The 12,084-nt window shown below is 63.9% G+C and carries 9 protein-coding genes; 5 read left to right on the plus strand and 4 right to left on the minus strand.

Translation table 11 applies throughout. The features are described 5' to 3' along the window. The first annotated feature begins 48 nt into the window (after positions 1-48). The 4 genes from BM315_RS10090 (at position 49) to BM315_RS10105 (ending at position 4,782) form a co-directional block, all read left to right on the plus strand. Positions 49-966, plus strand: a complete 918-nt coding sequence (locus BM315_RS10090; RefSeq protein WP_090500476.1) for an AAA family ATPase — start codon at positions 49-51, stop codon at positions 964-966. Beyond that, the gene (locus BM315_RS10095) at positions 963-1,919 is read left to right on the plus strand and encodes a DUF58 domain-containing protein (RefSeq protein WP_090500478.1); all 957 of its coding nucleotides are present in this window, start codon (positions 963-965) and stop codon (positions 1,917-1,919) included. The genes BM315_RS10090 and BM315_RS10095 overlap by 4 nt, the downstream gene beginning before the upstream one ends. Then, complete coding sequence (locus BM315_RS10100) at positions 1,916-3,913, plus strand: transglutaminase TgpA family protein (RefSeq protein WP_090500480.1); 1,998 nt, start codon at positions 1,916-1,918, stop codon at positions 3,911-3,913. Before BM315_RS10095 ends, BM315_RS10100 begins: the two co-directional genes overlap by 4 nt. Positions 3,914-4,017: 104 nt before the next feature. Then, positions 4,018-4,782: a CHAD domain-containing protein gene (locus tag BM315_RS10105; RefSeq protein ID WP_090500482.1), complete on the plus strand. Its 765-nt coding sequence runs from the start codon at positions 4,018-4,020 to the stop codon at positions 4,780-4,782. A 140-nt stretch (positions 4,783-4,922) separates the two neighbouring features. Here BM315_RS10105 and BM315_RS10115 read toward each other — a convergent pair whose 3' ends face one another. Next, entirely contained in the window at positions 4,923-6,161 is a 1,239-nt protein-coding gene (locus BM315_RS10115; protein WP_090500486.1) for an ABC transporter substrate-binding protein, read from the minus strand. A gap of 351 nt (positions 6,162-6,512) precedes the next feature. Here BM315_RS10115 and BM315_RS10120 point away from each other — a divergent pair, with 351 nt between their 5' ends. Further along, positions 6,513-8,288: a PQQ-dependent methanol/ethanol family dehydrogenase gene (locus BM315_RS10120; protein ID WP_090500488.1), complete on the plus strand. Its 1,776-nt coding sequence runs from the start codon at positions 6,513-6,515 to the stop codon at positions 8,286-8,288. A gap of 425 nt (positions 8,289-8,713) precedes the next feature. Here BM315_RS10120 and BM315_RS10125 read toward each other — a convergent pair whose 3' ends face one another. Genes BM315_RS10125 through rloA form a run of 3 tightly spaced genes read right to left on the minus strand, consistent with a single transcriptional unit; the run spans position 8,714 to position 11,784 of the window. Then, positions 8,714-9,700 (minus strand): alpha-L-glutamate ligase-like protein, encoded by a 987-nt coding sequence (locus tag BM315_RS10125; protein ID WP_090500490.1) that lies wholly within the window; start codon positions 9,698-9,700, stop codon positions 8,714-8,716. 3 nt (positions 9,701-9,703) lie between these two features. Then, positions 9,704-11,230, minus strand: coding sequence for an osmotic stress tolerance membrane protein RloB (rloB, locus tag BM315_RS10130; protein ID WP_090500492.1), 1,527 nt, complete (start codon positions 11,228-11,230; stop codon positions 9,704-9,706). 5 nt (positions 11,231-11,235) lie between these two features. Further along, complete coding sequence (rloA, locus tag BM315_RS10135) at positions 11,236-11,784, minus strand: retropepsin-like aspartic peptidase RloA (RefSeq protein ID WP_090500494.1); 549 nt, start codon at positions 11,782-11,784, stop codon at positions 11,236-11,238. Positions 11,785-12,084 lie beyond the last annotated feature (300 nt).

Raw genomic sequence — 12,084 nt, forward strand, 5'->3', positions numbered from 1 at the left:
GATGCCGGCCAGTAGCATCGACGCACTTGGATAAGCCCGGAGCGAACGATGCGCACACGACTGAATGCCTGCCTGGACGCGGTGAATCAGGTGCTGCTGGGCAAGGAGCCGCAGGTGCGCCTGGCCCTGGCCTGCCTGTTGGCCCGCGGCCATCTGCTGATCGAGGACTTGCCGGGCATGGGCAAAACCACCCTCAGCCACGCCCTGGCCAGGGTGCTGGGCCTGAGCTTTCAGCGCATCCAGTTCACTTCCGACCTGTTACCCGGCGACATTCTCGGCACCTCGGTGTTCGACCGGGAGAGCGGGCAGTTCCTCTTCCATCCGGGGCCGATCTTCGCCGAGTTGGTGCTGGCCGACGAGATCAATCGGGCCACGCCGAAGAGCCAGAGCGCGCTGCTCGAAGCCATGGAGGAGGGCCAGGTGACCATCGAGGGCGCGACCCGGCCGCTGCCGGATCCGTTCTTCGTGATCGCCACGCAGAACCCGGTGAGCCAGGGCGGCACCTTTGCCTTGCCCGAGTCGCAGCTCGATCGCTTCCTCATGCGCCTGTCGCTCGGTTACCCGGCCAAGGCCGCGGAAAAAGCCCTGCTCCTCGGTGATTCGCGGCGCTCGTTGCTGCCGCGCCTGGAGGCCATTCTCGACCACGCCGAGCTGGCGCTGATCCAGGCCGAGGTGCCCAGGGTGCGCGCCAGCGATGCGCTGATCGACTATGTGCTGCGCCTGGTCGATGCCACCCGCAGCCAGCCGCAGTTCGCCTGGGGTCTGTCGCCGCGCGCCAGCCTGGCCTTGCTCGCCGCTGCGCGGGCCTGGGCCTTTCTCGACGGCCGCGATTATGTGATTCCCGAGGATGTGCAGGCGGTGTTGCCGGCGGTGGTCGGCCACCGCCTGCGCGAGCGCAGCGATCCGGCCGGACATGGCGGCGGCGCCCTGGTGCAATGGTTGCTGCGCGAGGTGCCGGCGCTTTGAGGCAACAGCTCAAGCAACGCTGGCAGCGCTGGCTGGGCCGACGGATTCCTCCCGCCGCCAGCGTGCGCCTGAGCCAGCGGCGGATCTTCATTGTGCCGACCCGGGTCGGGCTGGCATTTGCCCTGGCGCTGCTGCTGATGCTGCTGACCGCGATCAATTACCAGAACAGCCTGGCCTATGCCCTGACGTTTCTGCTGGCGTCGGTGTTTATCGTCGCCATCCTGCACACCTACCGCAACCTGGCGGGCTTGATGCTCAAAGCCGCTGGTGCACGGCCGGTGTTCGTTGGCGAGCAGGGGCAGTTGCGCCTGCGCCTGGAAAGCAGCGCACGGGCGCACCAGGCGATCGCCCTGGGCTGGCCGGGCACGGCGTATCAGACCCGGGATGTGCCGGCGCAGGGCGTCAGCGAGTGCGAGCTGAGCCTGCCGGCGCTGCGCCGTGGCTGGTTGCGAGCCGGGCGCCTGCGGGTCGAGAGTCGTTTCCCGCTGGGGCTCCTGGTGGCCTGGAGCTGGGTCGATCTGGATCAGGCGCTGCTGGTCTATCCGCAACCGCTGGAGGGCGAGCTGCCGCTAGTCGCGGGCGCTGATGACCAGCTGGACGAGCAGGGCATGCGTGCCCTGGGGCCGGGAAGCGAGGATTTCCAGGGGCTGAAGAGCTACCAGCCCGGCGACTCCAAACGGCGTCTGCACTGGAAGGCCTATTCCCGTGGCCAGGGCCTGCTGGTCAAGGACTTCGCCGCGCTCAGCGGGCGCGACCCCTGGCTGGATTTCGAGGCGCTTACGGGCGATGTCGAGCTGCGCCTGTCGCTGCTCTGTCATTGGGTGCTGCAACTGTCCGAGCGCCAGCAACCCTTCGCCCTGCGCTTGCCGGGCCAGTTGCTGGCGCCCGCCAGCGGCGAGCAGCACCGCGATGCCTGTCTGCGCGCCCTGGCTCTGTTCGGTACGCCGGGGTGAGCGGGCCGGCGGTGATTCCGCGGATCAGCCTGACCTGGTTGCTGGTCGCCCAACTGCTGGTGATCGTGCCGCACCTGAGCCATCTGCCGCTGTGGATCGTCGGCCTGTGGCTGGGCTGCGCGGCCTGGCGCATCCAGATCCTGCGCATGCGTGCCGGCTATCCGAATGCCTGGGTCAAGGCCGGCTTGATGCTCGGTGTGGCCGTTGGCGTGTTGCTTTCCCGCGGCAGCCTGATCGGCCTGGATGCCGGGGTGGTGTTGCTGGTGGCCGCCTTCATCCTCAAGCTGCTGGAAATGCGTACGCGCCGCGATGCTCTGGTGGTGATCTTTCTCGGCTTCTTCGTGGTGGTCAGCGCCTACCTGTTCGACGACAGCCTGCTTGCCGCGCTGTTCAGCCTGCTGCCGGTCACCGCCCTGCTGGCGGCCCTGATCGGCCTGCAGCAGAGCGGCGTCGCCGCGCAGCCTTGGGCAACCGCACGCTTGGCTGCCGGCTTGCTGCTGCAGGCCGTGCCCCTGATGCTCCTGCTGTTCGTGTTCTTCCCGCGTATGGGGCCGCTGTGGTCGCTGCCGTTGCCGAGCGAGCGCGCGCTCAGCGGCTTGGCCGAGAGCATGGCGCCGGCGGATATTGCCGAATTGAGCCGCTCGGGCGGGTTGGCCTTTCGCGCCAGCTTCACGGGCGAGGTGCCGCCACGCGAGCAACTCTACTGGCGGGCGTTGACCTTCGAGCACTTCGACGGCCGACGCTGGTCGCAGTCCGCCTTCGCCCGGTTGCCGCTGGCGCCGGCCTGGGAGAAACAGGGTGAGCCGCTGCGCTACAGCATCCTCATGCAGCCCAGTTCGCAGTCCTGGCTGTTCGCCCTGGATGTGGCCGAAACCAGCCTGGAAAACACCCGGCAGATGAGCGATTACCGCCTGCAGCGCGGGCGGCCGGTCGAACGCACCTTGCTCTACCAGGTGACGTCCTGGCCGGCGGCAGTGCGCGAGCCGGCTGGCTCCAGCGACAACCTGCGCCGAGCCCTGCAACTACCGGAGGACGGCGACCCACGCAGCCGCGCCTGGGGTGCCGAACTCAAGCGGCAATATCCGCAGCCCGAGCAGTTGGTGCAGGCCGTGCTCGGCCATTTCAACCGCGAGCCCTTCGGCTATACCTTGCGCCCGCCGCGGTTGGGGTTGAACAGCATCGATGATTTCCTCTTCGAGACTCGCAACGGCTTCTGCGCCCATTACGCCGGCGCCATGACCTTCGTCCTGCGCGCGGCCGGCATCCCGGCACGGGTGGTGGCCGGCTACCAGGGCGGCGAGTACAACCCCGGCGGCGACTACGTCCAGGTGCGCCAGTTCGATGCCCATGCCTGGGTCGAATACTGGCAGACGGGCAAGGGCTGGGTGAGTGTCGATCCGACCTTCCAGGTGGCCCCGGAGCGCATCGAGCAGGGTCTGGAGGAGGCGCTGGGCGACGAGCAGAGCTTTCTCGAGGACTCGCCCTTCTCGCCGTTGCGGTACCGCCAGCTGACTTGGCTGAACCAGCTGCGCCTGGGCTGGGACAACCTCAACCATGGCTGGCAGCGCCTGGTGCTCGGCTATCAGGGCGCGCAGCAGCTGCAGTTACTGCAACGCTGGTTCGGCCGTATCGACGCCCGGGTCCTGGCGCTTAGCCTGGTGGGCGGTGGTGGGCTGCTGCTGGGGTTGCTGGCGCTCTGGCTATTCAAGCCCTGGCGGCGCGAGCGTGATCCGCAACAACGCCTGTTCCAGCGCTTCGAACGCTTGCTGGCGCGGCATGCCGTGCAGCGTCAGCCGGGCGAAGGCGCACGGGCCTTTGCCGAGCGTGCGTCCCTGGCCTTGCCGGTCCAGGCGCAGGTTATCCAGGACTTCGCGGCCGCCTTCGAGGCGCAGCGCTATGGTGGAGACGGGGTATGCCCGGCAGCGTTGCGCGCGCACCTGGCGCTATTGCGCCGGGCGTTGCCCTGGCGCTCGGCAGCGACTCGCGATCCGTAAGGTGCGGACTGTGCGCCGGAAATGCTTGGTACTACCTGCGCGCCCAGCAATCTCCCGGCGCCCTGCTAAGCTGGCAGTTCCAGCGGGTCGGAAGGGCGGATGCCATGGGGCGATTTATTGGAGCCGAGTTGCAACAGGTTCTGCGTCTGCAGATAACACTGTATGCCTGCCGCGAACGTTTGCTGGCGGCGACCGATCCTGAGGCCTTGCACGATCTGCGCATCGCCCTGCGCAAGCTGCGCAGCCTGCTGCGGCCGCTGCGCGGCGTGGAGGCCTGCGATGCGCTGCAGCAACAGGCGGCCGAGCTTGGGCGAATCAGCGGGCCGTTGCGTGATCTCGAGGTGCTGCTCGCCCATTTGCAGGGGCTGGGCATGCGCGATGCGGTCAGCCGGCGTCAGCCGCGGCTGCTCGAGGGGTATCGAGCGCTGCTGGCCGACGATGCGCTGCCGGCGCTGTTCGAGGCGCTGGACCAGTGGCCGCATTCGTGGCGCCAAGCCGCGGCGGACGCCGAACTGACTGGCCTGGCTAAACGGGTCAAACGTCGCTTGGCCAAGCAGCAACGACGCCTGGGCGAGGCGCTGGTCGATCCGGCGCATGATCGCCACCGCCTGCGCTTGTTGATCAAGCGCGTGCGCTACGGCGCCGAGGCCTATCCACAGCTGAGCGGATTGTCGGCCAACACCCTGGCGCGCCTGAAGGCGGCGCAGTCGGCCCTGGGCGATTGGCATGATCGTTTGCAATGGTTGCAGCGGGCCGAGCAGGAAGCGGATCTGGCTGCTTGCGTCGCTACTTGGCGCACGGCATTGCAGGCAGCCGAGGAGGCGGTGGATCTGCAGTTGCTGATGTTGCAGGAGGATTTTGGCTGCTAGCAGGCCGTTGAAAAACGTAGGCGAGGCAGGCAAGACAAGGCAAAAACAGGCGAAGAAGCGGAGTTTACGAGCTGTAAATGAGCATTCCGAGCCTGTTTTTAACGCAGTATTGCCAACGCAGGTAGTTTTTCAACGGCCTGCTAGTGCAGCACCAGATCTTCCCCGCGCTCCTGCTGCCAGTCATCGTGGCTCTGTGCTGCGGCCTCGCCGGACATCTGGTGGATGATCTCGAAGTAATCCTGTTTGAGTGGGTCCTGCATTATCTGACTGCGGGTCTTGACCCTGATCGCATAGATGCTCTGCACATTCTGGTGATCGAAGGTGCGCCATTGCTGGGGGCCCTTGAGCAGGCTGTAGCGGTGATTCTCGAGGGCCTGGATTAGTTTCTCGCTGTCCAGGCTGGCGCTGCGGCGCACGGCATCGGCCCATTGCTGGACGATGCTATAGGCCGAGGCGGCAGCGCTGTCGGGATATTCTCCATGCTGGCGAATGTAGTCGTCGACAAACGCTTGCCCGGCCGGGCTTTTTTCCTGGGCGGGTATTTGCCAGGTCCATGACTCGGTGCCGATCACGCCTTGCATGACCTTGGGGCCGGCCTGTTGCACGATGCTCTTGCTCAGGTGCGGCACTATGATCTGCATGCGCGTGTGCAGTCCCAGGTTGTGCGCCAGGCGCATGGTGTGTCGCAGGTCTTCGCCGAGCAGCGCCAGCACCAGGATCTCGGCATCGCTGGCGGCGGCCTTGTGCAGGGCGTCCAGGTAGTGCCGCCGCAATGCGCTGGACGAGGGCAGGGCGCTACGGCCGTGACGGGCGCGATCCTGGCTACCGGTGGTGGCGCGCAGCTCGCTTTCGATGCTGCGCCCCCAGGTGTCGTCGACGATGATGTAGTGGTAACGCTGGCGCGGCATGTGCCAACCGAGGTATTCGCCGAGCACGCGGGCGCTCATCAGGGCGCTGTTGGACTCGCGGAACAGGTAGCGGTGCCCCTCGCGGCCGGTGACTTCGTTGGCATAACTGAGCGTGGCGAAGTACAGCAGGCCGAGCTGCCGGGCGCGCTTGCCAGCGGTGATTGCCTCTTCGCTGGTGGCGCCGCCGAAGACCATCTGCGCGCCCTGGCGGGCGAAACGCTCGACATTGTTCCGGGCGTTCTGCGCGCGCGAGGCACTGTTGCGGGTCAGTAGCTGCACGGGACGCCCGAGCAGGCCGCCACTGCTGTTGATGGCGTCCACCGCCATCAGCGCGCCGCGGTGCAGTTCCAGGCCTTCGGTCTTGTAATTGCCTGTGCGTGGGTAGCTGAGACCGATTTTGATCGGTTCGGCTTGCAGGCTATTGCCCAGGCAACCGAGTAGCAGGCAGCAGATGAGGGTGATGCGGGCCATGGGGGCTCGCTCCTTGGCGTGGGGAGCGCACTTTCTAAACGCTGCGGGGCGCGTTGGGTATGCTCTTTTCAGGTGGCCAGGGTGGCACTTAAGTCGCGATGGCGGAACCGGCGCAGGCGCCGGAGCAGGCCGCGAGCGCTGTGGCGCGGGCAAAAAGAGCTGCAACGGATTGCCAGCCGATCGCGCTCACGGAAATAGTGCGCTGTCTGTCGTGGCGGACAAGTATTGCTACCAAGGGAGTAGTTAAATCGGCACTGCGATCAATTGTTGCCCGAGCCCCTGCAGCCAAGAATTAGCGGCAGACCGGGAAAATTTCCCGGGGATAACAATTAACCCGCAGAGGTAACCGCAATGAAACACTCCGGTCTACGCAAGCCCTTGGTGCTGAGTGCACTGTGCACCGCCATGTTCTTCCCCGCCGCTTCGGCGTTGGCTGTCACCGATAAGGAAATCCTCGACGATGTGAACTCCACCAACCAGATCGTGACCAACGGCATGGGCCTGCAAGGTCAGCGCTACAGCACGCTGGATATCCTCAATACTGACAACATCAAGGATCTGCGCCCGGTCTGGGCGATGTCCTTCGGTGGTGAAAAGCAGCGCGGCCAGCAAGCCCAGCCGATGATCAAGGACGGCGTGATGTACGTCACCGCCTCCTACTCGCGGGTGTTCGCCGTGGATGCGCGCACCGGCAAGGAACTCTGGCAGTACGATGCGCGCCTGCCGGATGACATCCGTCCGTGCTGCGACGTGATCAACCGTGGTGTGGCCTTGTACGGCGACCTGGTGATCTTCGGCACCCTGGACGCCAAGCTGGTGGCCCTGAACAAGGACACCGGCAAAGTGGTGTGGCGCAAGAGCGTCGCCGATCACAAGGCCGGTTACTCGATCACCGCGGCGCCGCTGGTGATCAATGGCAAGCTGATCACCGGGGTTTCCGGTGGCGAATTCGGCGTCGTGGGCAAGATCGAAGCCTATGACCCGAAAAATGGCGAACTGCTGTGGACCCGGCCGACCGTGGAAGGCCACATGGGTTACGTCTACAAGGACGGCAAGGCGGTCGAGAACGGCATCTCCGGCGGCGAAGCCGGCAAGACCTGGCCGGGCGACCTGTGGAAGACCGGCGGCGCGGCACCCTGGCTGGGCGGCCTGTACGACCCGGAAACCAACCTGCTGCTGTTCGGTACGGGTAACCCGGCGCCATGGAATTCGCACCTGCGCCCTGGCGACAACCTCTATTCGTCCTCGCGCCTGGCCCTGAACCCGGACGACGGCACCATCAAGTGGCACTTCCAGACCACTCCGCACGACGGCTGGGACTTCGACGGCGTCAACGAGGTGGTGTCCTTCAACTACCAGGAAGGCGGCAAGACCATCAAGGCCGCGGCCACCGCCGACCGTAACGGTTTCTTCTACGTGCTCGATCGCACCAACGGCAAGTTCATTCGCGGCTTCCCCTTCGTCGACAAGATCACCTGGGCCAAGGGCCTGGACAAGAACGGCCGGCCGATCTACGACGAGGCCAACCGCCCTGGTGCGCCGGGTGGCGAGACCAAGGGCAGTTCGGTATTCGCCGCGCCGGCCTTCCTCGGCGCGAAGAACTGGATGCCGATGGCCTACAGCCAGGACACCGGCCTGTTCTATGTGCCGTCCAACGAATGGGGCATGGACATCTGGAACGAGGGGATCGCCTACAAGAAGGGCGCGGCCTACCTCGGTGCCGGTTTTACCATCCGTCCGCTGAACGAGGACTACATCGGCGTGCTGCGCGCCATCGACCCGAAAACCGGTAAGGAAGTCTGGCGTCACAAGAACTTCGCGCCATTGTGGGGCGGGGTGATGACCACCAAGGGCAACCTGGTATTCACCGGAACGCCCGAGGGCTTCCTGCAGGCCTTCAATGCCAAGACCGGCGACAAGGTCTGGGAGTTCCAGACCGGTTCCGGCGTGCTCGGCTCCCCGGTTACCTGGGAAATGGACGGCGAGCAGTATGTCTCCGTACTCTCCGGCTGGGGCGGTGCGGTACCGCTGTGGGGCGGCGAAGTGGCCAAGCGGGTGAAGAACTTCAACCAGGGCGGCATGCTCTGGACCTTCAAGCTGCCGAAGGACCTGGTCGCCAAGCGCTGATCGGTTAGTCTCCAAGCACAGGGCCGGCCTCTCAGCCGGCCTTGTGCTTTTTGTCGTATGGCCTGCAGCTCGGCCAGGACGCGGCGCTGTAACCGTTGTCCAGCCTGCTTCCGGAGAGGACAGGTCATCGGGCGCTCGTCGTTACGCGACTGCCGCATGCCGTTGCCGCGTAGGCGTAATGCCCTTGAACGGCCATCTCTGGCGCCAGCGGTAAGCCAGGCGCTCAAGGTGTAGCCAGTGCAATTCGGGAGCGGTTGCGTGGGGCGGATTGCATCCGGGCGAAAAAACGCTGCTCACTTGGCTTAAGTGAACAACATTGGGTAGTGGCTGGGGAGGGGCGCGGCCTCTCGGGGTTTCAATGCCTGCGCGGGCAATCCGTCTGACTTTGACGCGGGTCGCGAGAAAGCCAGACGGGTCTGCTTGGTTCAGCTTGGTACTTTAGGTACGTGACCAAAGAGTTCCTGGGCGAAGCGCACGCGTTCTTCCGCGGTCTCGCTGATGCCTTTTTTCGCCAGCTCGGCCAGGCGCGCCTCCACCGCATGGGTGCGGTGAGTGAGGCCGCAGTCGTTGGCGATCTGGATGTTCAGGCCCGGGCGCGCGTTGAGTTCGAGAATCAGCGGGCCTTTCTCCTGATCGAGAACCATGTCCACGCCGATATAGCCCAGGCCACAGAGTTCATAGCAGCCGGCGGCCAGCTTCATGAAGCCATTCCAGTTGGGTAGCTGCACGCCGTCTACCGAGTTGGTGGTGTCCGGGTGCTTGCTGATCTTGTTGTTCAGCCAGGTGCCGCGCAGGGTCATCCCGGTCGCCAGGTCCACGCCCACGCCAATGGCGCCCTGGTGCAGGTTGGCCTTGCCGCCGGACTGGCGGGTCGGCAGGCGCAGCATGGCCATCACTGGGTAGCCCTTGAGCACGATGATGCGGATGTCCGGTACACCCTCGTAGCTGATGCTCTTGAAGATGGGGTCGGGGGTGACGCGGTATTCGATCAGCGCACGGTCGCGGTGACCGCCCAGCGAGTACAGGCCGGTGAGGATGCTGGAGATCTGGTGTTCGATTTCCTCATGGCTGATGATCTTGCCGGAAACCGTGCGGTAGCGATCCTCGAAGCGGTCGGCGACGACCAGGATACCGTCACCGCCAGCGCCCTGGGCCGGCTTGACCACGAAGTCCGGTCGATCGCCAATGATCTCGCGCAGCTTGTCGATGCCCTTTTCGGTCTCGATCACGCCGTACATTTCCGGCACGTCGATGCCGGCGGCGATGGCGCGCTCCTTGGTGATGATCTTGTCATCGACGATCGGATACAGGTTGCGCTTGTTGTACTTCAGCACGTAGTCCGCGTTGCGTCTGTTGATGCCCATGATGCCTTTGGCTTCAAGGGCCTTCCAGGTTTTCCAGAGACCTAGCATGGCTCAATCCTTCAGGAAGGCTTTGAAGCGGAAAAGTTCGGTCAGGCGGTAGCCGCGGTAACGGCCCATCGCCAGCATGAAGCCCACCAGGATCATCAACACCGCCGGGAAGGTGAAGACGAAGTAGGTCAGTTGTGGAATGCTCATCAACAGGTGCGCCAGAGTTGCGGCGACCAGGGTGCCGATGGCGACCTTGAAGGCATGGCCGCCGCCACGTTCTTCCCAGGTGATCGACAGGCGCTCGATGGTCATGGTCAGAATCACCATCGGGAACAGCGCTACCGAGAGGCCGCGCTCCAGGCCGAGCTTGTGGCTGAACAGGCTGATTGCCGCGATCAGTACCACCACGAAGGTCAGGACCACCGACAGTCTGGGCAGCATCTGCAGTTTCAGGTGTTCGAGGTAGGAGCGCAGCGACAGGCCCAGGGCGGTGATGATGGTGAACAGGATGATGCCGAAGCCCAGCTGGGTCTCGCGGAAGGCCAGGGCGATCAGGACCGGGGTGAAGGTGCCCAGGGTCTGCAGCCCCCCGAGGTTGCGCAGGATCAGGATCACCAGTACGCCAAGCGGGATCACCATCATGATCTGAAAGGTCTGCTGGGTGGAGAGCGGCAGGCCATACAGCGAGTATTCGAGGAAGTCGGCGTCGGTGCTTTCGTCAGTCAGCTTGGCCAGGCGGATGGCATTCATCTCGCTGTTGCTCAGGGTGAAGCTGACTTGCGCCTGCTTGCCGCCTTCGAGGTTGACCAGATTGTCATCGCCGATCCACCAGATCAGGCGATCACTCGGCATGCCCTGTTGGCCGGTCTCAGGGTTGAAGTAGAGCCATTTCTCGCCATTGAAGCTGCGCAGCCACAGCTCGGGGTTTTGCTGGATCTCTGCGGCCAGGCGCACGGTGTGCACGCGCTCCATCGGCACGTGCGCAATGGAAAGCAGCAGTTCGATGACATTGGCCTTGTTCGGAGTCGAGGCATCGCCGCCCAACAACAGCTTGACGTTGTCGTCGTTGACGTTGTTGACCCGTTTGATGGTCTCGCTGATGAAGGTTTCGACGTCCGCCGAGTGCTGGCGGATCGGCGCGAGCAGGGCGTCGGCGGCAATCTTCTCGGCACCTTCCACTGGAATGCTGTCGCGGAAGATCGGCCCCTCGCTCTTGGCTTGTTCGCCACTGTAGCGCTTGGTCAGGACCAGGCGGTAGTACAGGGTCTGCTTGCCGCTGGCGCGCCGGGCAGACCAGGTAACCTTGCGGTTGCCATCGGCGCGATTGATGCTCACGCCATAGTTGTTGGAAATGAAGCTCTCGTTGAGGCTGACGTAGTCCTGGTTCAGTGGCGGCACGAACATCTGCAGCTTGACTGGCTCACGCGGGCTGGCCTGGAACTCGACTCTGGCGTCGATATTCCACAGGTCATCGGTTTCGTCTTCGGTCAGCGGAATGCCGAGGATGAATATCTGGTAGGCCGTAATCAGAATGCCCAGGCCCACCAATAGCGTGATCAGGACTTTCAGATGCAGGTTAAGAGAGCGCATGGGCATTACTCATTAGGGGTGGCGCCAGTGTTTGCGTCAGGGGGACAGCCAGGTTTCCCGGCTGCGTATTTAAGGCTTGGGTCGACCAGTGCGCTGAAGCGTTTCAGCGCATCGGAGCCGATCAATAGCGGGTATTGGAATGCACTACGGTCGGTCAAGTTCACTTCGATTGTGCGCAGAGCCTGGCCCATGCAGATATCCAGTTCGATGACCGGGCGTGCGGTATAGGTTTTTTCTTCCTCTGGATCATAGTCGCCGGCGCGCCGTTTGATTTTGCTGATCCTCGCCAGTGGGCGCTCGATCGGGTGGCTATGGACATCGTCAATCGCCAGGTAGAAGCGTACCCAGGGTTCGCCCTCGCGCTTGAAACGCTCGATGTCGCGCGCGCTCAAGGAGGCTGTCTTGGCTCCGGTATCCAGTTTGGCCGGCACTTGCAGGCCAAGGTTGAACAGCATTGCGTGTTCATTCAGGCCGTATACGGATTTCTCTGCGGCGGCGAGACTCAGGCCAGGCAGTAGCAGGCAAAACAGCGAGGCGAAGGGCTTGAGTCTCATAAGTCCTATTGGCTATAGCGCAGTCGTCAGATAACAAGACGGCGGGCGAGGCGGGACGACCGCTGTACCTGGGTTGAACTCTGGCAGGCATGGCGACAACGCTGGGCCAGGCGCAAGTGGGTGGCATTCTATCACGGGGGTTTTGCTGCTGCGACAGACGCTTATAGGCGTTTATGCAAAAAATGATGGGCGCTTTATGCCTTTGGTTATTTGGCAATGTGTCGACAGTGATGTTTGATTGTTTGACAGTATTGCTATTATCGAGTAATTTTTAGGCAAATCACGCATGATGTGTCGACA

It is taken from the genome of Pseudomonas borbori (assembly GCF_900115555.1).
Taxonomy (GTDB): domain Bacteria; phylum Pseudomonadota; class Gammaproteobacteria; order Pseudomonadales; family Pseudomonadaceae; genus Aquipseudomonas; species Aquipseudomonas borbori.

What these genes read in the sequence shown, in the direction of transcription:
- BM315_RS10090 (WP_090500476.1), top strand. Translation starts at nt 49, where the DNA reads ATGCGCACACGACTGAATGCCTGCCTGGACGCGGTGAATCAGGTGCTG.
- BM315_RS10105 (WP_090500482.1), top strand. Translation starts at nt 4,018, where the DNA reads ATGGGGCGATTTATTGGAGCCGAGTTGCAACAGGTTCTGCGTCTGCAG.
- BM315_RS10115 (WP_090500486.1), bottom strand. Translation starts at nt 6,161, where the DNA reads ATGGCCCGCATCACCCTCATCTGCTGCCTGCTACTCGGTTGCCTGGGC.
- BM315_RS10120 (WP_090500488.1), top strand. Translation starts at nt 6,513, where the DNA reads ATGAAACACTCCGGTCTACGCAAGCCCTTGGTGCTGAGTGCACTGTGC.
- BM315_RS10125 (WP_090500490.1), bottom strand. Translation starts at nt 9,700, where the DNA reads ATGCTAGGTCTCTGGAAAACCTGGAAGGCCCTTGAAGCCAAAGGCATC.
- rloB (WP_090500492.1), bottom strand. Translation starts at nt 11,230, where the DNA reads ATGCGCTCTCTTAACCTGCATCTGAAAGTCCTGATCACGCTATTGGTG.
- rloA (WP_090500494.1), bottom strand. Translation starts at nt 11,784, where the DNA reads ATGAGACTCAAGCCCTTCGCCTCGCTGTTTTGCCTGCTACTGCCTGGC.